General features: G+C 73.6%; 15 protein-coding genes and 2 pseudogenes. 2 read left to right on the top strand and 15 right to left on the bottom strand.

What is annotated here, in order from left to right; translation table 11 throughout:
* Nucleotides 1-163: 163 nt before the first annotated feature.
* The 6 genes from argF to B1H29_RS09020 all read right to left on the bottom strand — a co-directional run bounded on the left by argF (nt 164) and on the right by B1H29_RS09020 (nt 7,580).
* The gene (gene argF, locus B1H29_RS08995; protein WP_055419741.1) at nt 164-1,171 is read right to left on the bottom strand and encodes an ornithine carbamoyltransferase; all 1,008 of its coding nucleotides are present in this window, start codon (nt 1,169-1,171) and stop codon (nt 164-166) included.
* A gap of 61 nt (nt 1,172-1,232) precedes the next feature.
* Nucleotides 1,233-2,456 carry an arginine deiminase gene (locus B1H29_RS09000; RefSeq protein ID WP_055419742.1) on the bottom strand — a complete coding sequence of 408 codons (1,224 nt, stop codon included), beginning with the start codon at nt 2,454-2,456 and terminating at the stop codon, nt 1,233-1,235.
* 64 nt (nt 2,457-2,520) lie between these two features.
* Nucleotides 2,521-4,779 carry an aKG-HExxH-type peptide beta-hydroxylase gene (locus B1H29_RS09005; protein WP_234393081.1) on the bottom strand — a complete coding sequence of 753 codons (2,259 nt, stop codon included), beginning with the start codon at nt 4,777-4,779 and terminating at the stop codon, nt 2,521-2,523.
* Between the two features lie 108 nt (nt 4,780-4,887).
* Nucleotides 4,888-5,118 (bottom strand): hypothetical protein, encoded by a 231-nt coding sequence (locus B1H29_RS09010; RefSeq protein ID WP_055419743.1) that lies wholly within the window; start codon nt 5,116-5,118, stop codon nt 4,888-4,890.
* A 105-nt stretch (nt 5,119-5,223) separates the two neighbouring features.
* Nucleotides 5,224-6,384, bottom strand: coding sequence for an effector-associated domain 2-containing protein (locus B1H29_RS09015; protein WP_055419744.1), 1,161 nt, complete (start codon nt 6,382-6,384; stop codon nt 5,224-5,226).
* On the bottom strand, nt 6,381-7,580 hold the full coding sequence (locus B1H29_RS09020; RefSeq protein ID WP_055419745.1) for an alpha/beta fold hydrolase: 1,200 nt from the start codon (nt 7,578-7,580) through the stop codon (nt 6,381-6,383). Before B1H29_RS09020 ends, B1H29_RS09015 begins: the two co-directional genes overlap by 4 nt.
* Before the next feature lie 152 nt (nt 7,581-7,732).
* Between B1H29_RS09020 and B1H29_RS09025 the strand changes: the two genes are divergently transcribed.
* On the top strand, nt 7,733-9,088 hold the full coding sequence (locus B1H29_RS09025) for a cation:proton antiporter (RefSeq protein ID WP_079160112.1): 1,356 nt from the start codon (nt 7,733-7,735) through the stop codon (nt 9,086-9,088).
* Nucleotides 9,089-9,222: 134 nt separating this feature from the next.
* Here B1H29_RS09025 and fxsT read toward each other — a convergent pair whose 3' ends face one another.
* From fxsT to B1H29_RS09045, 4 genes and pseudogenes are all read right to left on the bottom strand, one after another.
* On the bottom strand, nt 9,223-13,857 hold the full coding sequence (gene fxsT / locus B1H29_RS09030; RefSeq protein ID WP_055419746.1) for an FxSxx-COOH system tetratricopeptide repeat protein: 4,635 nt from the start codon (nt 13,855-13,857) through the stop codon (nt 9,223-9,225).
* Nucleotides 13,858-14,982, bottom strand: coding sequence for an AAA family ATPase (locus B1H29_RS09035; protein WP_055419747.1), 1,125 nt, complete (start codon nt 14,980-14,982; stop codon nt 13,858-13,860).
* Nucleotides 14,979-16,526, bottom strand: a complete 1,548-nt coding sequence (locus B1H29_RS09040) for an effector-associated domain 2-containing protein (protein WP_055419748.1) — start codon at nt 16,524-16,526, stop codon at nt 14,979-14,981. The genes B1H29_RS09035 and B1H29_RS09040 overlap by 4 nt, the downstream gene beginning before the upstream one ends.
* A gap of 207 nt (nt 16,527-16,733) precedes the next feature.
* Nucleotides 16,734-17,091, bottom strand: a pseudogene (locus tag B1H29_RS09045) (polynucleotide kinase-phosphatase); the annotation flags it as partial.
* A gap of 364 nt (nt 17,092-17,455) precedes the next feature.
* Between B1H29_RS09045 and B1H29_RS09050 the strand changes: the two are divergent.
* Nucleotides 17,456-17,629 carry a hypothetical protein gene (locus tag B1H29_RS09050; RefSeq protein WP_244209025.1) on the top strand — a complete coding sequence of 58 codons (174 nt, stop codon included), beginning with the start codon at nt 17,456-17,458 and terminating at the stop codon, nt 17,627-17,629.
* 526 nt (nt 17,630-18,155) lie between these two features.
* Here the strand turns inward: B1H29_RS09050 and B1H29_RS09060 are convergent.
* The 5 genes and pseudogenes from B1H29_RS09060 to B1H29_RS09080 form a co-directional block, all read right to left on the bottom strand.
* Nucleotides 18,156-18,422: pseudogene (locus tag B1H29_RS09060) on the bottom strand (3' terminal RNA ribose 2'-O-methyltransferase Hen1); the annotation flags it as partial.
* A gap of 149 nt (nt 18,423-18,571) precedes the next feature.
* On the bottom strand, nt 18,572-19,495 hold the full coding sequence (locus tag B1H29_RS09065) for an LLM class F420-dependent oxidoreductase (RefSeq protein WP_055419753.1): 924 nt from the start codon (nt 19,493-19,495) through the stop codon (nt 18,572-18,574).
* Nucleotides 19,496-19,948: 453 nt separating this feature from the next.
* Nucleotides 19,949-20,419: a DUF6099 family protein gene (locus B1H29_RS09070; protein WP_055419754.1), complete on the bottom strand. Its 471-nt coding sequence runs from the start codon at nt 20,417-20,419 to the stop codon at nt 19,949-19,951.
* 208 nt (nt 20,420-20,627) lie between these two features.
* On the bottom strand, nt 20,628-20,990 hold the full coding sequence (locus B1H29_RS09075; protein WP_055419755.1) for a nucleotide pyrophosphohydrolase: 363 nt from the start codon (nt 20,988-20,990) through the stop codon (nt 20,628-20,630).
* Nucleotides 20,987-22,150: an ATP-binding protein gene (locus B1H29_RS09080; protein ID WP_055419981.1), complete on the bottom strand. Its 1,164-nt coding sequence runs from the start codon at nt 22,148-22,150 to the stop codon at nt 20,987-20,989. The genes B1H29_RS09075 and B1H29_RS09080 overlap by 4 nt, the downstream gene beginning before the upstream one ends.
* Nucleotides 22,151-22,256 lie beyond the last annotated feature (106 nt).

Genomic DNA, 22,256 nt, shown 5'->3' on the forward strand with positions numbered 1-22,256 from the left:
GGTTACGGCCGGGACCGCTTTGCCGGTCAGGCCGGCGCGGCGACCAGGACCGCTTTGCCGGTCAGGCCGGGTGGCAGCCCAGACCGCCTTGACGGTCAGGCCGGGTGGCAGCCCGGACCGCCTTGACGGTCAGGCCGGGTGGCAGCCCGGACCGCATGGACGGTCAGGCCAGCGTGGCGACCAGGACCGCCTTGATGGTGTGCAACCGGTTCTCCGCCTCGTCGAAGACGACCGAGTGCGCGGACTCGAAGACCTCGTCCGTGACCTCCAGGGACTCGAGACCGTGGGCCTCGAAGACCTCCTGGCCGACCTTGGTGCCCAGGTCGTGGAAGGCGGGCAGGCAGTGCAGGAACTTCACGTCCGGGTTGCCGGTGGCGCGCAGGACGTCCATGGTCACCGCGTACGGGGCGAGGGCCTTGATCCGCTCGGCCCAGACGTCCTTGGGCTCGCCCATGGAGACCCAGACGTCGGTGACGACGAAGTCGGCGCCGCGCACGCCCTCGTCCAGGGCCTCGGTGAGCGTGACGCGCGCCCCGCTCGACTCGGCGAGCGCCCTCGCCCGGTCGACGACCTCCTGGGCGGGCCAGTAGGACTTCGGGGCGACGATGCGTACGTCCATGCCGAGCAGGGCGCCGGTGACCAGGTAGGAGTTGCCCATGTTGAAGCGGGCGTCGCCGAGGTAGGCGAACGTGATCTCGTGCGGGGGCCTGGCGCTGTGCTCGGTCATCGTGAGCACGTCGGCGAGCATCTGGGTGGGGTGCCAGTCGTCGGTCAGACCGTTGTAGACGGGCACGCCGGCGAAGGCCGCCAGCTCCTCGACCTTCCGCTGGCTGTCGCCCCGGTACTCGATCCCGTCGAACATGCGCCCCAGCACCCGCGCGGTGTCCTTCACGGACTCCTTGTGACCGATCTGCGAGCCCGCGGGGTCGAGGTACGTCGTCGAGGCACCCTGGTCGGCGGCGGCGACCTCGAACGCGCAACGCGTGCGCGTCGACGTCTTCTCGAAGATCAGCGCGATGTTCCTGCCCCGCAGGTACGGTGTCTCGGCCCCGGCCTTCTTCGCGGCCTTCAGCTCCGCGGCCAGCTCGACCAGGCCGCGGAACTCGTCCGCGGTGAAGTCGGTCTCCTTGAGGAAGTGGCGGCCGGCGAGGGCGGTCGGGACTGTCGCCATGGGGGCGCTCCAGAGGTGCAGGGACGGGGACGGTTGGAAGTGTATACGAACTTCTGAATTTCTATACAGCCGCTCGTTCCACCGGACAGCTCATGCAGCGCGGCCCGCCCCGGCCCCGCCCCAGCTCACTGCCCGGGATCTCGATCACCTCGATGCCCTGTTTGCGCAGGTGGGTGTTGGTGGTGGCGTTCCGCTCGTAGGCGACGACCACGCCCGGCTCGACGGCCAGGACGTTGCAGCCGTCGTCCCACTGCTCGCGTTCGGCGGCGTGGACGTCCTGGGTGGCGGTCAGGACCCGGATCTCCCCCCGGCCGAGCGCGGCGGCGATCGCGCGGTGCATGTGCTCCGGCGGATGGTCGGTGACCTTCAGGTCCTTCTCCCCCGCGCCCGGCTCGATCGTGTACGAGCGGAGCATGCCGAGCCCGGCGTACTGCGTGAAGGTGTCGCCGTCCACCATGGTCATCACGGTGTCCAGATGCATGACGGCCCGCCGCTTGGGCATGTCGAGGGCCACGATCGTGCGCGCGGAGCCCGCCGCGAACAGCTTGTAGGCGAGCATCTCGACCGCCTGGGGTGTGGTGCGCTCGCTCATGCCGATGAGTACCGCGCCGTTGCCGATGACGAGGACGTCGCCGCCCTCGATGGTGGAGGGGTAGTCGGCCTGCCCCTCGGACCAGAGGTGGAACGTCTCGTCCCGGAACAGCGGGTGGTGCCGGTAGATCGCCTCGAAGTGGACCGTCTCGCGCTGCCGGGCGGGCCAGCGCATGGCGTTGATGGAGACGCCGTCGTAGATCCAGGCCGAGGTGTCCCGGGTGAAGAGGTGGTTGGGCAGCGGCCCGAGCAGGAAGTCGTCCAGCTCCATGGCGTGGAAGCGCACGGAGGTCGGCTCCGGATGCGCGTCGAGGAACTCCCGCTTGGTCATGCCGCCGACCAGGGCCTCGGCGAGTTCGCGGGTCGGCAGGGTCTCGAAGGCGGCCCGGAGATGGTCCGTGGCCAGCACTCCGTACTCCTTCTCGTCGAAGACCCGGTCCAGGACGAGCCGCCGGGCCGCCGGGACGTCCAGGGTCTCGGTGAGCAGGTCGCCGAAGAGGTGCACCGCGACTCCGCGGTCGCGGAGCACGTCGGCGAACCCGTCGTGCTCGGCGCGCGCCCGGCGCACCCAGAGCACGTCGTCGAAGAGAAGGGCGTCCTTGTTGCTGGGGGTGAGCCTTTTGAGCTCGAGGTCCGGCCGGTGCAGGATGACGCGGGTGAGCCGCCCGGCTTCGGAGTCGACTTGGAATCCCATGCCACCATCCTGACCATTCGGGCGCCTGTTCACCCCCTGCTTGCCCAGACCCGTGCCCCCCGCTTCAGCCGCTGGGCTGGGGCTGGAGCAGCTCCGGGCGGGCGAGCGGGCGGCGGGTCAGGTGCCCCGGGTCCAGGGCCGCGCGGGCGACGATCCAGCCGGACAGCGCGTGGGGGTCGGCCGGGTCACGGGCGAGTCCCCCGGCGTAGCCGGCCAGCGCGGTGGCCGGGTCACCGGCGGCGAGGTGCTCGTCGGGGGTACGGGGGGCGACGGGGCGGGTGGCGAACGCGTGGGTGCGCGGGTCGGGCCAGAAACCGCGGTCCGGCCGGAAACGGAGGGTGCCGTCCGGCCCGGGCGGCACCGCTACGTTGCGCAGCCGCCACTGGGTGCGGTGCAGGGCGGCGGCCGTACGGGCCCGGGTCAGGGCGGCCGGGTCGACGGGTACGCGCAGCCAGCCGTCCAGCGTCCGGGCGAGGCCCTCGACGAGCCGGCGCCCCGGCGGGGTGAGCCGGGCACTGGTCAGGAGGGTCCGTACGACCAGTCGGCTCTGCAGCCGGCGCAGCGCAAAGTGGTAGGCGGCGGCCTCGGCGTGCTCCGGCTCCTCGAACCGGTCCCGCCAGAAGCCGGCGACGCCGGTGAAGGCGTACGCGCCGTGCAGCAGCCCGGTGAGGTGGCGCGGGTCGGCACGCCAGGGGGCGTAGTAGCGCTCCTCGCGGTCGTCGTCGAGGAGGGGGAAGAGGTGGAGGAGCGCGGCGAGCTTGCTGTGCTGGAACTCGTGGACGAGGGTCTCGGCGAGGGCGAGCGCGGATGCCGGGCGGGATATCAGCATGGCGCCGAAGGAGTCGCCGCTGGACGCGGAGACGGCGACGCTCGGCGGAGCGGGCGGGGTGGGGGCGGTACGGCCGTAGGGCACGACGGCGCGTATGAGGGCCGGGTCGAGTCGCCCCGGCCCCTGACCGCCGCCGGCCCCCGCGAGGATCGCGACGGCGCCGTCGAAGACCCGCTGCCACTCCGCCGCCTCACCGGCGTGGAGCCGGGCGGGCGGGACCGGATCGTCGAGGTCGCGGTAGGGGCCGAGGTCGTCGAGGGGTATCGCGACGGGGCCGGCGGGGGTGGTGTGGGTGAGGGTCCGCAGGGGGAGCCAGGAGGGCCCGTCGGCGTCACCGGCGGGTGCTGCCGGCCCCGGCGTGTGCGGCTCCGGGACGCGTCCCGGGCCGGGCGACGGCGGACCGGGCGTCGGCGAAGTGGCACCCCGGGCCGGTGTCACCGGGCGGACGGCCGACGGCGTGGCGGCCGTCGCCGACGACACGCGACGGGCGTCGGTGGGAGCGCGCTCCGGGGGCGCCGGGCGGGCGGGGGGCGATGCGGCGGTGGGCGCGGGCCGGAGCGAGGCGTCCGTGGTGGTCACCGGCCCGGCGGCGTCCGACGGCTCGTCCGACGGCGCGAGGGAGCCGGGCCCAGGTGGCACGGAGGGCCCGGGGGAACCGGACGCCGACGGCGCGGGAGAACCGGAAGCAGACGGCACAGAGGGCGGCCCCACGGAGCCGGACGCAGGCGACACGGAAGACCGGAGGCAACCGGACGCCGACGGCGCGGGAGGGTCGAGGGAACCGGACTCGGGCGGCGCGGAAGACCCGGGAGAACCGGACGCCGACGGCGCGCAGGGCCCCACGGAAGCGGACGCAGACGGCGTAGGAGGCCCGGTGGGCGGGACGGGCCGGGTGGTGGCCGGTGCGGTGGCCGGTGTGGTGGCCGGTCGGCAGGTCATGGTCGTCGGGGAGCCGTCGCGCCGCTGGGCCGAGAGGGTCAGTTCGCCCCGGCTCGTCGTCGCGGCCAGGGCCACCGTGAGGCCCGGCTCCGCCTGGGGAAGCCGGGCCTGTCCCAGGGCCGGGAGGTACACCGTCCCGTCGGTGAGCGGGACTTCGAGGGTCGTCTCCAGGCCGGCGTGCAGGGTCGCGGTGAGGGCCAGCAGGTTCAGGTGACCCGCTTCCGCCCACAGGGGAGGCCCGGTGGCGGTGCCGTGCAGCCGGCGCAGCATGTGGGCGATCCATCCGCCGGTGGCCGGGGCGGCCAGCAGCCCTTCGACCGCCTCCGGGACCCGCTCGGCGGCCTCCTTGAGAACGGACCAGGCCTCGGCGGGCGCGGCCAGCGGGGTGGGCACGCCCGCCAGACGGTCGAGCAGCGTGCGCAACAGGAGAAGTCGGCGGGCCCGTTCCGCCCGTGCCAGGAAGGAGACGGCCTCCACGGCGCCGCCTCCGGCGGCCAGTTCCGCGAAGAGCCGCTCCGGCATGCGGAAGACGGCAGGGCGCGGCTCACCGGTCATGGGCGGGGACCTCCGGTTGCGGGTGCGGGCAGGCAGGGGCCCCGGCAGGCGCACGGCCGGACCCGTCAAGGGTGCGACGTACGACGTGCGGCGGGCAGCGGGCAGCGACTATTCGGCCCGGGCACCACCACCGTCCTGGCCACCGCGGACTCCGCCACGGGCACGCAGTACCTCTTCCAGCAGACGGGCGGTGGGGCGAAGCGGCGCCAGACCGTCCACTGCGGTCAGGGGCAGCCCCGCGAGGTCGGACAGGTCCGACTCCCAGACGTCGGCACCCACAGCGGCGGCCGGCTCACGGGCGGCGGCTGCGGCTCGGTGCAGAGCGGGCGGCTGGTCCAAGGTGCTCCCCCTTCTCGCACGATGGCACTCGATGCCTCGTGCACGTGTTCCTTCCATCATGGCCATTTCCAGCGCTGTCGAAAACCGTACGATCACGCCACTCGATCACCGCCGGCCTCCGCCGGGTCTCGTCGATGCCGCCAACGCGTCGAGGGCCGACCCCAGTTCAGCCTTCCGATCGGCGTCGTCGTCGACGGCCACGACGGCGTCGTACAGCGTCCACAGCTCCTCGGGACGGCGTCGGGCGAGCGCGTTCAGGATTCCGGCCGCGTCCGTGCGGGCCTTGGTGTGGCGGGGCAGCACCGCCGTGACCCCCGGGTCCAACGCGGCCAGCACGGTCTGCCGTTCGGCGGGGTCGCCCATCAAGGGGTAGGCGAGGAGCGCCTCGACCGCCCGCGCCAGCGGCGAGGCCGGACGGGTCACCGGGGCGCGCGCCGGCGGCCCCAGCGACTCGGTACGGTCGGGGCCCTGCAACCGGATCTCGGGATGCTGCAGAGTACGGCCCGACTCCCTGAGGGCCGCGATGCGCGCCCGTACGGCCGGAAACAGTTCCTCCGCATCCGGCGGCGCGGGCAGCGCGTCACTCCGCTCGGTCAGCAGGGCGAGCAGCACGTCGGAGAAGAGCCCGGTGGCGCGCCGCGGGTCGTTGGCGGCGGCCCGGCCGCGGCCAGCGGCCCGCAGCACCGTCTGCCGGTGGCCGAGGGTGCGGCGCCCCACGGGCAGTGCGTCCGGCGGCAGTTGCTCGCGAAAGGCCAGGTCCTCCTCGAAGGTCTCGCAGGCGTCCACGATCCACAACTGCTCGGCGAATCCCGGCACGGCGTCCCCGGCGTACCGTGCCAGCGCGGAGTCCAGGTCGATGCCCAGCTTGTCTGCGGTGGTGGCGTCCGCGCAGAACAGTCTGAGGTGGCCGGCGAGATCGAGCACACCGTGGCCGCCCCACCACACCCACAGGACGTCGCCGGATACCTGCGGCAGGTGGCGCACCAGGGCGCGGCGGAGGGTGGCGTGGTCGGCGGGGGCGTACGGCACTGCGGGGGCGTACGGCGGCAGCGGTGACAGGTGGACGTGGAGGTTGTCCTCCGGCACCCCGGCCGTCCGCAGCACGTGCCGGAAGCGCACGGCGTCCCGGGCGGGCCCGGGCAGGTCCCAGGGCGGGCCGGCGCCGTAGGCCTCGATGCCGACGATCAGCGCGTGCACCCGCGCGGGGTCGAGGCGCGGCGCGGAGGGTGTTCCCGCCGGCGCGGTGGTGGACTCGGGGCCGGTCACGGCAGGCGTTCCACGATGTGGCGGAAGACCTCGGGATTCGTCCAGTAGGCGCTGTGCGCGGCCGGGAAGGGCTGGCGGCTGTCGACCGCCGTGTCGGTGACGCGCCCCGGGAAGAGGCCCTCCCCGAGGTAGGAGAGCAGGTCCCGCGGATCGTAGAGATTCAGCCAGTCCGGGACGTGCGGCGGCAGCGGAGCGGGGTGTTCCAGGGTGGGCAGGGACCCCGACTCGTACAGCAAGGGTGCCTGGGAACCGGCCGTCACCAGGAGCCGGACCTGGGGCAGCGGTGCCGAGATCAGTGTGTCCAGGGCGATGATGCCGCCGAGGCTGTGGCCGATGAGGACGACGGGGGGCCGCAGTCCTTCGACGAGTGCGCGCAGGTCGGCACGGACAGCGGCGCCGCGGCTGAGGTAGCGCAGGATGTCCGCGGCCGCGGGGTGGGCGGCTTCCGTGAGGGCGCGTCGGCGGCGCACGGCGGCACGGGATGCCGCGGAGCCCGCGATCCGCAGTGCCATGGAGCGCACTCCGCGTTCCGTGCCGGGGGCGGGGGCGCCGAGGGCCGCGGCGAGCCGTTCGGCGACCGCGTCGCGGATGTCGCCGCCCGGTACGAGAGGTGTGTCGGTGTCGAGGGCGTCGGCGATGATCCGCGCGGTGAGGCTGCGCGCGGCGACGGCCGCCAGATCGCCGGGGCCGAGGGCGTCGGCGGCCGGGCCGAGGAGCGGATGGACGGCGAGCTCACCGGCGGCACGGGACAGGCCGTCACCCAACTCGGCCGCGGGTCCGTCGCCCTGGGCGGCGAGCGCGAACAGGCGCTCGCGCAGGCCCTGCTCGGGCGGAACGGATCCGGGCGGCCGTTCGGCGCCAGGAGTGCCGCCGGCCGCGGCGAGCGCGAGTTCGGCGTAAGGATCGGCGTAGCGGGCGGCCCAGGCGTCCGTGGTGTCCTCCCCGGCGGCCGTGGTGACCTCGGCGGCGGCCGCACCGCCCGCGAACGCCGCCGGTCCCCGGGCCGTGGCTCCCGGCCCCGGCGGCAGGCTGGCCCCGCCGGCGGCGAGGGTGGCGCCGTGCGAGCCACCCCAGTAGTACGGGACGATGCGCAGCCCGTCGCGCAGTGTGGTCAGCCCTGCTCCGACGCGCCCCGCGAGCTTCGAGAAGCCCGGTTCGCGCACCCCCGTGCCGTGGATGAAAACGACCGCCGTCATGTGCCCCCCGTGACACCAGTGCCCTGCTGTGTACGACTCCTTGGTGACGTCAAGGTACCCATACCCTCCGGTACTCGGGCCGACGCGGCGTCGACGGCCCGTTCCACCGCCGGGCGACCGGTACCGACAACCGGACACCGGGGGGACTCGCCGTGAGCCCTGATTCGACCGTCACGCACTTCCTGCTCGCCTCGGCGCTGATCCTCGCGGTCGGTCACGGAGCGGGCTGGACCGCCCGGCGACTGAAGCAGCCCTACATCGTCGGTCAGTTGGTGGCGGGCATAGCCCTCGGCCCCTCGCTGCTCGGCAGCGCGGCACCGGGTGCCTACTCGGTGCTGTTCCCGGCGGGACTCACGACGGCACTGACGGGCCTGGCCCAGTTCTCCCTGGTGGTGTTCCTGTTCGCGGTCGGGTACGAACTGGACCTGAAGGTGCTGGGCGACCGTGCGCGCACGGTACTGACCGTGGCGGCCGCCGCCTTCCTGGTGCCGATGGCCGCGGGCAGCGGCGCCGCGCTGCTGTTCCGGGAACAGTTGCACGGCCTGGGCGTGTCCCGGGTCGGTCCCGCCGTGGTCGTCTTCGCGGGTGTCGCGCTGTCGATAACGGCGGTGCCGGTGCTCACGGCCATGGTGCGGGAGAACGGCCTGGCCAGCTCGGTTCCGGGCGTGCTGGCGGTCTCCGCCGCCGGGCTGATGGACGTCGTCGGCTGGACGGTCCTGGCCGGCACGCTGCTGGACGGTGCCGGGGAGCGGTCGCTCGGCCCGGGGTGGCGAGCGTTGGCCGCGGTCTCCTTCATCGGCCTGATGCTCGTGGTCGCCCGGCCGCTGCTGCGCAGGCTGCTGTGGCGCACCCGGATGGAGCCGCTGCTCCGGCTGTCGCTGCTGATCGCCTTCGCCTTCGGGTCGGCGTGCGTGACGCAGTACCTGGGGCTGCACGCCATCTGCGGCGCGCTGCTCGCCGGTGTCGTCTGCCCGCGTGAGAAGAACGGCACGCTCGACCCCGACCTGCTGCGTCCGCTGCACGCCATCGCTTCACTGCTGCTGCCCTTCTTCTTCGTCTTCTCGGGCCAGGCCGTCGTCCTGAACAGCCTGACGGCCTCGGGGTGGGTCGCGGTGCTGGTGGTGACGGTGCTGGCGGTCACCACGAAGATCGGCAGCGGTACGGCGGCGGCCCGGCTGGGCGGGCTGGGCCGCGACGACGCGCGGACGGTGGGGGTCCTGCTGAACACCCGCGGGCTCACCGAGCTGATCGCCCTCGACGCGGGGTTCCAGGCGGGGCTGTTGAGCAAGCCCCTGTACACGGTCCTGGTGCTCATGGCGCTGGCCACGACGCTTCTCACCCAGCCGTTGCTGCTGCTGGCCGGCCGGCTGGCCGCGGCCCGGCCGGACACCGTCGCGGGCGACGGTCCCGACGTTCTCGTCGGGTCCCGGCCGTCGGACGCCGGCGTGCTGCCGCGGGAACGCGCCTCCGACGATCCACCGGCCGCCGCGCTGCCGGACGCGGGCTGACCGGCGGGCCGTGAGGGGCGGCCGTGGGGGCTGCGTGGGGGGGGCGTACACCTCCCACGGCCCGCCCGGCCGCTTCCGCCACCTCCGCGGCCCGACACCCGGCACGGGCGCCCGGCACCCGGGGCGGGGATGCCCTAGATCGGCATGGGAGCCAGGTCGCACTCGATGCGGCGGCGCCGGCTTGCCGCCAGGAGCCAGGGGTTGTCGGCACGGACCACGCGGGTGAAGCCCTCCACCGCCTTGCGCTGCAGTTCGTCCGCCTCGGCTCCCCGGCCGAGCCCGCGCAGGTCGAGGGCGAGGTTCGCCGTCACCGACAGGGTCAGCGGATGATCCTCCCCCGCATGCTCGGCCAGCAGCGGCAGATTGGCCTCGTCGATCTGGTGCGCCCGGTCGAAGTCGAGCCGCGCGTACGCCGTGTTCGCCTGTCCGATGGCCACGGTGAGGGTGAGGACGTGGTGCGGACCCACGGTCTCGCTCAGCCGGTCCGCCACGGCGTCCTCCATCTCCTGCGCGGCGTCGAGGTTACCCATCGCCCGCAGTGTCGCGGCGGCGTTGGCCTGCGCCAGGAGCGTGTGCGCGTGGTCCACGCCGAGGCGCTGCACAAGGCCGCGCACGGTCTCCTCGGCCAGCGCGCGCGAGGCCTCCAGGTCACCGGCCAGTCGCTGGTCGACGAACAGGTTCGTCGCGGTCGACAGAGAGTCGAAGTGATCGGGGCCGTAGCGGGCCCGGAAGTGCCGCAGGGTCTCCTCGGCGAGCTTGGCGGACTCGGTGAGCGCTCCGTCGCGGCGGCGGCACACCGCCAGGTTGCGGGCGATGCGCAGGGTCAGCGGGTGCTCGTCACCGAGGGTGCCGCGGGCGCGGCGGTAGACGTCCTCCTGGAAGTCCCGGGCACCGGGGTAGTCGCCGCTCTCGCGCATGTCGATGGAGAGGCCGTTGAGCGCGTTGAGGGCGAAGAAGCTCGCGGGGCCGAAGAGCAGTTCGCGCTGCCGGGCGTTCTCCTGGTCGAGGGGCAGCGCCTCCCGGAACTGTCCGCACAGTCTGAGGCCCACGCAGTGGGCGTGGGTGGCGCGCAGGGCGGTCGGGTCGTCCGGCCCGAACAGGGAGCGGGCCAGCTCCCTGGCCTCCAGGGTCAGGGTCCGGACCTCCTCGAAGCGGCCCTGGTAGCCCCGCGCGTCGGACAGCTCGCACAGGGAGTCGATCAGGCTCTCCGGATCGTCGCCGATCCGGCGGGTCACCTCCAGTGCCCGCTCGGTGAGCGGCAGGGACTCGGCGACCTGACCGGTCTGGCGCAGCAGGAAGGCCAGGCACTTGGCCATGCGGACGGCCTGGACGTCCTCCTCGCCGGACGCCGCCAGCCAGGCGTTCCACGCCTGGCGCGCGAAGGAGGCGGCACCCTCGTGGTCTCCCCAGTAGTAGAGGAACCACGCGGTGTCGTAGACCAGGTCGCGCACGTAGGTGTCGGTGCTGGTCACCGCCTGCGAGGCGAGGAGGTGGGGCAGCAGCGCCTGGTACGCGCGCCATTCCAGCGAGGAACCGGAGGGGCCGGGCTTGGCCGCCGACAGCAGTTGGTGGGCGGCGTCCCGCATCCGTTCGCGCTCGTCGGCGCTCAGTTTGGCCAGGAGCACCGTCTGGAGCAGGCGGTGCATCTGCAGGGTGTCGGACCGCGGGTCCACCCTCACCAGGGAGAACTGGCTGAGGTCGCGTACGGCCCGGTTCAGTTTGATCGACTCGCGCAGCAGCGGGTCGACGTCGGGGGTCACGCTGACCCCGCGGCTGCCGCGCAGCATGGACCGCGGGATCGGCTCCGGTGCCATGCTGGCGCAGATGTCGAGGAGCTGCCGGGCTCCCGGGTTGTTCTGCCGGATGCGCTCCAGCGAGATGTCCCAGGCGGCGGCGACGGAGACCGGGTAGTCGGGGGTGGGGTCGAGCTCGAGGATCTCGGGACTGCGCTGCGCGAGCAGGTCGAGGTACTCGTCCACGAGCATGCCGGTGACCGCCCGCCAGGCGCCCGCCTGTTCGACGGCCAGGGGCAGATCGCCGAGGGCCTCGGCGAGCCGGTCGGCGTCCTCGGTGGACAGGTCGGGCGAGCGCTTCTGGAGCAGCTCGATCGACTCGGAGCGCTCGAAGACGTTCACCGGCAGCGGGGTGGCCACCCGCTCCCAGGCGCGGTTGCGGGAGGTGACCACGACCTTCCCCGGGCCGTTGGTGGGGAAGTACTGGCGCACGGCGTCGACGTTCTCCGCGTTGTCGAAGACGAGGAGCCAGTTGTCGTACGGCGCCCCGGCGCGCAGCGCCTCCAGCACGGCGGGCACCGCGGTGTTGGCCGTGAGGCTGCCGACACTGTCCTGGCCCGCCGGGGCGATGCCCAGCCGGGCGGCGAGGGTCGCGAGGGTGGCCAGGATGAGGCTCTCCCGCTCGGCGGGGATCCAGCAGATCACCTTGTAGTCGTGCTGGTGGGTGTAGATGTACTCCAGCGCGAGCTGGGACTTGCCGACGCCGCCCAGGCCGTGCAGCGCGTGCGGCAGCACCGCGGCCGTGTCCTGGGAACTCAGTTGCTCCTCCACGGCCCTCAGCAGCCCCTGCCGGCCGACGAACGAGGTGTTCCGCAGGGGAACGTTCACCAGTAGGGCGGGCGTCGCGGTCGTGGTGCTCTGCATGAGCTGCTCAGCCTCCGGGGCTTCGGGTCGGGTCGCGTCGGGTACCAGGGGCGGCACGTGGTCTCCAGGTTCGTCGGGGTTGCTCGACGCTGGATCACTGCCTTCTCGGCCGCCGGATGATCCCCCGCCGCCCGCAGGGTTCACCTCAGTGGGTGTACCCGCGGGCAAACCGGCGCCCACCCGTTCGGCCGCACCGGACGGCGGGCGTCCGGAGAGTCGGGGTTCGATGCGCCTTGCCCGTTCGGAGTAGGGCCCCGAGAGGGCGCGCATCACGGCCAGTTCACTGCGCACCCAGCCGCCTTCGGCCGGGTCGGGCAGGGCTGCTCCGGCCGGGTCGTGCAGGGCGGCCCGCAGGGCGACACCCCGTCGTCCGGCGGCCGGCAGCTCGCCCACCATGCTGACCGTGCGAGCCAGTTGACTGCGGGTCGTGGTGGCGAGCAGAGCCTCGCGGACCCCGTCGGCGAACTCGGGGCGGCCCTCGCCGCCGCTGTTCCAGTCGATCAGCCCGCCCATCAGGATCTCGGCGAGGTGGTCGGGGCCGGTCTCCGGCATGGTGCGCCGCCGTAACTGCTCCACGAGGTCGAACTCGAGGGGCACGGCCGCCAGTTGCGTGGCGAGCCGGCGGGCGGCGGGGGTGGCGAGCGTGAAGAAGCGGCGTACGGCGGCGGTGGCGGCGCGCGGCAGGCGCGGGGCGCGCAGACCGGGTGCGGGAGCGCCCTTGGCGAGAGCCCCGGCGAGGACCACGGGCAGCGACCGGCGCACGCCCCGCTCGCCGGTGACGAGGTCGGCCCAGGTGCCGAGGGAGCCGGGTTTGAGGGACAGCACGGGCACCGGAACGGAGCCGTCGCCGGCCTCGGGCAGCGGGCGCAGCGGATCCGGGCCGCCGGGCGGCGCCCAGTGCCCGAGACCCTCGTTGGCGGCGCCGAACCCGCCCGCCTCCAGGACCGCCTGGTACGGGTAGAGGGAGGTGCGGTGACGCAGGTGCGGCGGCAGCAGGTGGACGAGGGCCGTCGGACCGGCGTGACCGAGGCGGCCGAGCAGGTCGTCGGCGGCCGGGGCCGCCCAGCCGTGGGAGAGCCCGTCGGTGACGACGAGGAAGACGCGGCCGCCCCTGCCGTCGAGGAGTTCGGCGGGATCGGCCGTGGCGCGGTCGTCGGGGCGGCGCAGAGTGGCGGTGCCCGTGCGAGGCACGTGGACCCGGACGGCGCGGACGCCGCGGAAGGCTCCGCTGTGTTCGGCGGCCTCGACGAGGCGGGCGCAGGTCTCCTGCCAGATCCGCATGGTCGGGGCGTCGTCGACGAGCAGCACCAGGTCGAAGGCGGTGGCCCGGGCGGGCCGCAGGAAGGGCAGCCACAGACCGTCCGACACGCCCTGCTCGGCGGTGGCCTCCTCGTCGAGCTCGAGGGTGTGGCGGGAGGGGATGCGGCGGGCCAGTCGGTGCAGGGCCCGGGCGAGCAGCGCGGTGGTGCGGCCGGGGCCGGGCCGGGGGCGTTCCTCGGCGGGCAGCAGCGGCCGCCCGACGTGCAGCGTGAAGGTGCCCTCGGCGTCGGGTGACAGCGGGCGGCGGGCGGCCTGTCCGTCGTGCGCGCCGCCCGGCGGGCCGGTGGGCGGGGGCCGGTCGGCGGGGTCGTGCGGTGGGGCGGGCGCGGCGCGGGACGCGGTGTCGGCGAGGGCCGGTGCCGAGGGGGGCGCGGGATCGGCGGCGTGTGTGCCGTCGTCGGCCGAGGACGGTTCCGGCGGCCGTGCGTCCTCGGTGCCGGCCCCGGGCTCGGTCTCCGTCCCGGTGCCGGCCGGGTGAGCGGGCCGCGGACGGTCGGGGGCGGTGTCCGTCGCCGGTTCCGGGCGGCCGGTGCCCGGGCCGCCGTGGCGGTCCCAGTACGCGGCGAGCCAGACCGCTTCGGCGACCTCCCGCCAGTGCGCGTCGGACGGCTCCGGTCCGTCCGGGGGCCGCTGCTCGCGTGCGGCGGCTTGCCGGGCCGGGGCAGCGGTGAGCGCCGCTCCGTGCCCACTCGCGCCTTCGACGGACTCGGGGAACGCCGACGGAGGCGACGTCCCTGATACGGGATCACCGTCGCCCGGTCCGGATGCGCGCTCCCTGGGAAAGCCGGTCATTCAGCGGCCCTTCGCGAGGTCGCGGAGCAGCATTTCCACGAGCTTACGCCCGTCACCGTGCGCCTGGAAACCACCCGCGGTAGTCATCTGCACAGCGTTGAGTAGCTGATCCAGGGAGTGGGTGCCGCCTGACCGGACGCGCCCGACGAACTCGTCCACCAGTCGCTCGGTGCCCTCGGGCCGGACGCCCAGGTGTCCTTCCACCAGGGCGAGCAGTTGCTCGCGGCTCGGGGTGCGCATCTCCAGCGGCAGGCAGCGCCGGCGGAAGGCCGCGGGGAACTCGCGCTCGCCGTTGCTGGTGATCACCACGACCGGGAACTCCCGGCACTCGACGCGGCCGTCCCGGACCAGTGCCCGGCCGGTGGGGTCGCTGGTGTGGACGCGCGCGGTGTCCACGGCGTCGCGCACCAGTTCCGGGACGTCATAACTTCCGTTCTCCAGGACGTGCAGCAGGTCGTTCGGCAGGTCGATGTCACTCTTGTCGAGCTCGTCGACAAGGAGTACCCGGGGACGATCGTAGGGCAGCAGGGCGGTGCCCAGTGGCCCGAGGGTGATGAAGTCCCCGAGAACGGGCGGGAGTTGGCTGTGTGCTGATACGACCGTCGGGTTGACGTCACCAGGTGCGGGCGCCGCGCCCTCCGGGTGGGCCGTCGCCGGTCCGGTCCCGTCCGGTTCCCGGGCCGCGGTGGTGCGCAGTCCGGCCTGCCAGGCGGCGATAGCCTGTGCGCGGCCCATGGCGTCGTGGACGTAGAGCCCGTCCCGCAGTGTGGTCCGGCTGACGATGCTCCACTCCAGGACCCGGCCCAGGCCCAGTTCGCGGGAGATCACGTAGGCGAGCGTGGACTTGCCGATTCCGGGCGGACCGGTGATCAGCAGCGGCCGGCGCAGCAGCAGCGCGGCGTTGACGGTGTCGATCTCGTCGGGACCGAGCTGCGGGGTGACGTCGCCGGGGCCCAGCCGGCGCACCGCGGCCTCCGGCTCGTCCGGCGGGGCGGGCTGGGGCGGTGTGCCGAGGAAGCGTCGCCAGGGCGGTGCCTGGGGCAGCGGGGGCGGGGCGACGGGGGGCCGGCCGGTGCCGTGGAACACGCGCCAGCCGTTCGGGGACGTCTGTTCCTGCGCGCTCATGCCGGTGCCTCCTCGCCGGCGAGATCGCCGGGTTCGTTTGTGTGCATGTCGACAATTCGAGTGGGATCATCCCAGAAGAATCCGATGTGCCGCCCCAGGAGCCGGCCGGGCCCCCGCCGGTTCAGTTCGGCGTTCTGCCGCAGGCGGTGGATGGCGAGCGGGATCTGACCGGGTGTCGGCACCGCGGCGAACACGGCCGTCACCACCTCGCGCCGCTCCTCGGGGAAGGCTCCTCTGCGGTCCCACACCGCCAGCCCGATGCCTTCCGCTATGGCCGCCTTGAGTGCCTCCATGGCGGAGACCCGGGCCGGGGCGTCCAGCACCACGGCCGTGTGTCTGGTGTCCCCCGCGAGTGTCGCCTGCCACGCGTCGAGTCGCGAGGCGTCCGGCTCGCTCCAGCCGTGCACGCCGACCCCGTGCTGCCGCAGCGCCTGCCAGCGCTCCTGCCACTGGTGTCGCACCAGCGCGTCGTCGGTGCGCATCCGCTCCAGACTCCGTAGGTGCACCCCGTACTTCAGACCGAGCGGCAACGGCCGCCCGTCGCCGATGCGGTACGTCAAACCCGCCACATCGTGGTTGAGGAGGTCGTACGGAAGGACGAACTCCACGTACGCCGACGGCTGCCCGCGTCCACCGGGGGCCGGCTCTCCCGGCCCGGTCCACAGCCGGGCGCCCTGCCGCAGCGCGTCGTCGACGGCCGGGCCGAGCGCGTCCAGGGTGGTCACCGCCGGCGCGCCGGGCTGCGGGTCCCAGTGGCCCGGCACGGTGTTGAGCCAGGGGCGTACGACGACGTCGTCGGAGCCGTCCCGGGCGGGCTCCACCGCGACGATCAGGACGCGGGGGATGTCGGGGTCCCTCGCGACCCGGGTGCGGGCCTCCCGGCGCCGCCGCAGCTCCTGGGGGAGGCCGGCCCGCTTCGCCCAGTCGTCGACCCAGTCCGTCAGAGCAGCGCGGTGACCGGACGTGGCGGCGAGCAGGGCCGCCCGGTCCAGGAGGAGGACGGCGGGCGGCAGGCCGTCCGGCTGGGCGTTCCACGCGAGGACGTGGAGGAAGAGCTGGTCGGGTAAGAGCCCGGTGGGCAGGTCGAGGCCGTTGAGTTCCTCGGCGAGGTCGTCGCGCAGCCGGCCGGCCGGGAGCTCGCCCCGGGCGAGGACGGCGCGCGCGCCGGTCTCGTCGTCGCTGCCGAGCGGGCCCGGCGGCGCCCCGGGCGCGGCGGGCGGATCGGGGGCGATCAGCCGGTCCAGTTCGTCGCCGGCCAGGGGGCCTTCGAGGATGCGCACCACTGCGACGAGTACGTGCTCCCCGCCCGCCACGTTCAGGGCGGTGCGGACCAGGGTGACCACGTCCTCGCGCTGTTTGACACCGCGCAGGTCGACGGGGCGGCCCAACTGGTCCCCGAGCACCGCGGCGAACTGACCCCGCCCCTGGGGGTCCTCCGTGCAGCCGAGTCCGCACAGGGCCTCGGTCAGCTCCAGCAGCAGGGCCAGTCCTCGCGCATGCCCGGCCTCGCCCTCGGCTCCGCCGGATCCCGCGCCTGTCTCCACCGACTGTCCCCCATGAGTCGGTACGTCTGCCTGACCGGCCTGCGAAGTTAGCACGGGAACTGACGGTTAACCAGGGACATGTGGGGTGTGGGGACACGGAGTCCGGCCGCGTCCCCCTGCTGGGACGACTCGGCCGGAAACGTGTGTCAGAGACGGGGGTCCACGGGCTCCGGCTCCAGTGCGAGGACGCCGAACACCGCCTCGTGGGCGGACGCCGTCCAAGCCGTCGGTGCTCCAGCAGTACCGGCGGTGGCGTCCGTAAAGGCGGCGGCGGACCTGGCGCGCTGGTGCTCGAGCAGGCCGGTGACGTCGACGCCGCGCGCCCCGGCGCCCTCCAGGGCGGCCAGCGCGCCCGGGAACACGGCCCCGGAGGCGGCGCCCACCGCGGCGTACTGGGAACGCAGCAGTCCGGACGCCTTCAGGGACCAGGGCATCAGCTCGGCGTCCAGCAGCAGCCAGTCGGTGGCCAGTTCGTCCCACAGGCCGGCCTCGCCGATCGCGGTGCGCAGCCGGTCGAGGATCGCCTCCGAGACGTCGCGTCGTCGAGGAAGCCCCGGCCAGCACGAGGCCCAGGGGGATGCCGCCTCTGGCCTATGGCTGTTCAACCGCTAACTACGATGACTCGGTGTAGAGTTGCGGTGATTTCTATAACCTCGCGGCCTGGATTCCGACGTGTCCGGGTAGTGCCGCTGCTGCTTCTCTGTCACGGTTCAGTGCGGCCCGCGAGCGTTATCACAGATCGCACGGGGGATCTTGGATGGAGCAGCACGGCCACACGAGCCTTGGCAAGGCACCGAGAGCCTGAACGTCGGCACGGCCTCAGCATGACCTCACGTTGTTTCACGTGGTGGTCGGGCTGAGCGCTGCGTGCCACGGTCCGAACCACCGGAAAGGTACTCGGACCGTTGAATCTCTCTCTCGGTGTCAAGGTGCTGATCGTCGTCATCTGCGCCTTGGTATCCGTCATCGTCGGTGGGCTGGCAGCTCTCCTCAACCACGACCCGGGAACACCCAAGCGCAAGGCGGTGATCTTTGGCGGCGGCGTGTTCGCGGGTTCGCTGACGCTGGCCGTGGTGGTGTTGTCGGCGCTCGGCGTGCTCTGAACGCACGGTAGCCCCGGAGGTCGGCTCTCCGGGGCTTCGCCCGATTCACCCTCCTGGCGTCACTCCCGTGCCTACGCTCATGCTGTGACGATCACACCGGTAACTCTCGCCCTGATCGGTACCGGTGCCGGGTTACTGGGGTCGGTCATCGGCACAGTAGGCACCTTGATCTCGGCCAGCCTCACCCAGCGCGCGATCTCGACCCCGGTCATCAGGATGAGCAGTCCCGCCTGGTCGTCACCGAATTGACGCTCTACGCGACGCCTGAGCTGGTGCAGGCGTACCGAGACTCGAACCAAGCGTTCCTGAGGTCGCTGCTCGGCATCCAGGGAATTCGACTCGCGCTCACGGAGAGAGGTCCGGAGAGCGACAGGCCGAGGAGGCGGCGGAACATCGACGCTGCGGTTGGCCACCCGCCGCCGACGTTGGCCGGCCCGTTGACCCGACTCGGCCAGGGTGAAGCACCGTTGTTTCAACACGTCACCTACGACCGTGCGTTAGAAGCAGGGTACGAACGAGCTCGCTAGGGGCGGTCGTTGACGTACTGCGCGAGTGCCGCGTCGGGGGCGCCGCCGCGGCCCTTGCCCTTGCCGCGCCGCACCAGCGCCACCGCGTCGACCTCCAGCAGCAGCGCGGCCGTGCAGCGCTGCTCCTCCGCCTCCGGATAGAGCACGTGGGCCGTGCCGAAGGAGGTGGAGAACGCCTGCGCCTTGTCGGGATGCTTGTGCAGCAGGAAACCGAGGTCGGTCGCGGGGCGCTCGGGAGTACCGGTGGTGGTGATGGTCAGGAACATGCGGAGGGCCTCTCCGGCCGGCGGATGGTTGCGGGTCGCCGTACGCACGGGAGCCCCCAGGGTGTTGTTCCCGGGGGCTCCGGCGTGACGACGGTCATACCATCGCACGGGGCGGGTGACCGGCGCCTTCGGTTATTGGAAGGACGGCCTCACGTGAGCTGGGACTGGACCTGGGAGGAGATCAGCTCCAGGTGGTCCAGGTCGTCGAGGTCGAGGATCTGGAGGTAGATCCGCTGGGCGCCGGCCTCGGCGTAGCGGCCGATCTTCTCGACGACCTCGGCCGGGGAGCCCGCGAGGCCGTTGGCCTTCAGCTCCTCGACCTCGCGGCCGATGACGGCGGCGCGTCGGGCGACCTCGGCGTCGTCCTTGCCGACGCAGGCGACGAGGGCGTTGGAGTAGGTGAGGGCGTCCGCCGCGCGGCCGGCCGCCTCGGCGGCGGCCCGCACCCGGCCGAACTGGCGCTCGGTGTCCTCGATCGAGGCGAACGGCATGTTGAACTCGTCGGCGTACTGACCGGCCAGCCGCGGCGTGCGGGTGGCGCCGTGGCCGCCGATGAGCACGGGCACCTTGGCCTGCGCGGGCTTGGGCAGCGCGGGCGACTCGGTGATGTCGTAGAACGTGCCGTGGAAGTCGAAGGTCTTGCCGGTCTCGGTGGCCCACAGACCGGTGACGATCGCCAACTGCTCTTCCAGGCGGGCGAGCTTCTCCTTCGGGAAGGGGATGCCGTACGCCTTGTGCTCCTCCTCGAACCAGCCGGCGCCCAGGCCCAGTTCGACCCGGCCGCCCGACATCTGGTCGACCTGCGCGACCTGGATGGCGAGGACGCCGGGCAGCCGGAAGGTGCCGGCGGTCATGAGGGTGCCGAGCCGGATGCGCTTGGTCTCGCGAGCGAGGCCGGCCAGGGTGATCCAGGCGTCGGTGGGACCGGGAAGGCCGTCCACGGAGCCCATGCGGAGGTAGTGGTCGCTGCGGAAGAAGGCGTCGAAGCCCAGGTCCTCGGTGGCCTTGGCCACGGTGAGCAAGGTGTCGTAGGTGGCCCCCTGCTGGGGCTCGGTGAAGATACGGAGATCCATGTCTCCATCCTGCCTGCTCGGCGAGGGTCTGCCGGACAGGTGCCCGTCGGCCCGGCGCATTCCCGGTCCCCCGGTGGGTGAATTCGCGTCAACGTGCGGAGGGAGCGGCCGACGGCCTGGCGGGGCGCACGGGCCGAGTTGTGCCGGGGGCACAGCCGACGGGCCGGGAGCAGCGCGCCGGCCGGGGCGTACGACACGTCTCGCGGGGGCGCGCCTGCCGTGAGGCATGCGGGGGCGCAACCGACGGACCAGGAGGAGCGCGCCGGCCGGGGCGTACCGGGTGCGGCCGACACGTCTCGCGGGGGCGCGCCGGCTGTGAGGCATGCCGGGTGCGGCCGATAGGCCAGCAGGAGCGCGTCGGCTGAGGCGTGCCGGGTGCGGCCGGTAGGCATGGAGGAGCGGGCCGGTTGAGGCGTGCGGGAGCGGGGTGTGCCGGTGGCTCGGGGCTTCCGGCTAGCCGGCCTCCCGCTCCGGTAACTCCGCGTCGCGGTCCGCCAGCTTGCGCAGCATCTCCATGACCCGGTCCCGCGACTCGTCCGCCGCGTCGATGGCCTCCATGCACTGCCAGTACGTTGCCTCGTCGTCCGCGGCGCAGGCGATGCCGACCAGGGCGATGCCGGTCTCGCCCAGCAGGGTGCCGAGGCGCATCAGGGCCTGGCGCGCGTCGCCCAGTTCGGTGAGCTGGGCGGCGCGCAGCTCACCCGGGGCCAGCTCCGGAGTACGCAGCACTCCGCAGCCGCGGCCCGCGAGCTCGGTCAGCCCCAGTGCCTCGCCGCGCAGTTCGGGTGGTCCGGAGACCGCCAGCCGACTGCCGATCGCCTGCGCCAGGGCCTGCACCTGCCACACCTCCGTCAGGATGTCCGGCACCTCGCCGCCGGCTTCCAGGGCACGGCCACTCGTCACGATGAGCCGCACAGCGTCCATGCGCTGCCCCCGTCTGTTTCCGACGCGCTCATGACGCGTCCGCCCGAACTCCGTTGTTCACTACCCAGAGTGAAGGCGTGTGGGACGAAAAGCCAGAGGAAGGGGGAAATCTTCGGACAACAAATTGATTTCTGGCCGGTTGTTGACTGCGGAGAGTGATAACGGAGTGCCTGACTCCCCACCACTCGGGCCCCGCTCGGCCTCGCCGTCAGCCCTCCCGGTCGTCCCGGTCCTCCCGGTCCTCCCGTACCGGGAACCGGAGTTCGTTCCGCTCGATCTTCGCCTCCAGCGCGGCCAGCGGGTCGACGCCGAGCACCTCGCAGAACTGGAGCAGATACGCCAGCACGTCGGCGACCTCGTCCCGGACCCGGTGCGCGGTGTCCGGGTCGGTCATGACCCGGGCCGACTGCTCGGGTGTCAGCCACTGGAAGATCTCGACGAGTTCGGACGCCTCCACGCTGAGCGCGGCGGCGAGGTTCTTGGGCGTGTGGTACGGCTGCCAGTGCCGCGCGGCCGCGAACTCGGCCAGCCTGCGCTGCAACGCCGCGAGGTCCTGGGGATGATCGGTCACGGGCCCAGGTCTACCACCGTGACGCCGTCCGTACCGGCCGCCCACGTGGCGTCCGAGGCCGCCGCGACGAGGCGGATGTGCCCCCGGTCGCACATCCGGGCCGCCAGTCGGAGCAGTTCGGTCCGCTGCCGCGCGTCCAGGCCCCGGTCGAAGCCGTCGGTGAGGACCGTGAGGGTCTGCAAGGCCGCGGGCACCTCGCCGGCCGGGTCGACCTCGAGCACACCGGGGCCGGTGAACAGCACCAGGGCGAGGGCGAGGTAGCGCAGCTCGCCGTAGCCGAGGCGCGCGAGGCCGGTGCGGGTGCCGTCGCCCCGGTCCAGCAGCGCGCGCACCACACCGCCGGCGACGGGCTCGGCCAGGACGTCCGCGACGGGGCCCGCGCATCCGGCGCGTACCGCCGCGACGAACTGCGCGTGCCGCCGCCCGCACTCGGCGCGGGTGCGCCACAGCACGTCGGCGAGGTTGTCGCAGCCGCCGAGCAGGCGCCCGGAGCCGGTGGGCACGGGCTCCCGCATCCGGCCGGGCCGCGGGTCGCAGGCGAAGACGGAGCGCAGGGCGACGACCATCTGCTCGGCCGCGGCCAGCACCCTGCGCTGCCCGTCCGTCTTGCCGGCCACCCGCAGCGGCAGCAGCGGCGTGCCGAGCCGGTCGTCCGGCAGCGGGGCCCGGGTCACGGGCGCCGCCCCGGCGGTGTGCCAGGCCGCCTGCACGGCACGCCGGCCGGGGTCGCGCAGGGCCGTCTGCAGCAGTACGACGCCGTCCGCCGTCAACCGCTCCCCCACGATGCGCAACTCGGGCTCGGCCTGCACGGCGACGTCCAGGTGCACCGGGCCCGCGGCGCCGTCGGCCGTGCAGCCGATGCGGAAGCCCCGGCGGTGCTGGGCGTCGGGCCGGGCCCGCTCGGGCACGCAGGCGACCGGGTCGGGGAACACCGCGCCGAGTTGGGCGCCGCCCCCGAGCCGGGCCAGTGCGTCGTACGCCCTCAGCGCGCTGGTCTTGCCGCTGCCGCTGGGCCCGGCGAGCACCGTGAGCGGCCCGAGCCGCAGCACGGCGCGCCGGTGCCCGGCGAAGGCGGACAGCCGCAGCTCCGTGATGCGGGGCCGGTCCGGATGGGGCGGGGCGGGAGCGGCGGACACCGTTGACGCAGTTGACACGGCCATACGCGGACCGTAGAAGCCCGCCGTCATGGTGAACCGTTCCGCCCGCAGGACGTTCCCACGATCGGGGGACGGGGCCGTCAGGGCCGGGGCGCCCGTCACACCTGGG

It is taken from the genome of Streptomyces pactum (assembly GCF_002005225.1).
GTDB classification, from domain to species: domain Bacteria; phylum Actinomycetota; class Actinomycetes; order Streptomycetales; family Streptomycetaceae; genus Streptomyces; species Streptomyces pactum_A.

Excerpts from the sequence above, each read along its gene's own strand:
- B1H29_RS09000 (WP_055419742.1), bottom strand. The coding sequence starts at position 2,456 with ATGGGATTCCAAGTCGACTCCGAAGCCGGGCGGCTCACCCGCGTCATC.
- B1H29_RS09065 (WP_055419753.1), bottom strand. The coding sequence starts at position 19,495 with ATGGATCTCCGTATCTTCACCGAGCCCCAGCAGGGGGCCACCTACGAC.
- argF (WP_055419741.1), bottom strand. The coding sequence starts at position 1,171 with ATGGCGACAGTCCCGACCGCCCTCGCCGGCCGCCACTTCCTCAAGGAG.
- B1H29_RS09080 (WP_055419981.1), bottom strand. The coding sequence starts at position 22,150 with ATGGCCGTGTCAACTGCGTCAACGGTGTCCGCCGCTCCCGCCCCGCCC.
- B1H29_RS09020 (WP_055419745.1), bottom strand. The coding sequence starts at position 7,580 with ATGACGGCGGTCGTTTTCATCCACGGCACGGGGGTGCGCGAACCGGGC.
- B1H29_RS09035 (WP_055419747.1), bottom strand. The coding sequence starts at position 14,982 with ATGAGCGCGCAGGAACAGACGTCCCCGAACGGCTGGCGCGTGTTCCAC.
- B1H29_RS09005 (WP_234393081.1), bottom strand. The coding sequence starts at position 4,779 with ATGACCGGTGAGCCGCGCCCTGCCGTCTTCCGCATGCCGGAGCGGCTC.
- B1H29_RS09070 (WP_055419754.1), bottom strand. The coding sequence starts at position 20,419 with ATGGACGCTGTGCGGCTCATCGTGACGAGTGGCCGTGCCCTGGAAGCC.
- fxsT (WP_055419746.1), bottom strand. The coding sequence starts at position 13,857 with ATGACCGGCTTTCCCAGGGAGCGCGCATCCGGACCGGGCGACGGTGAT.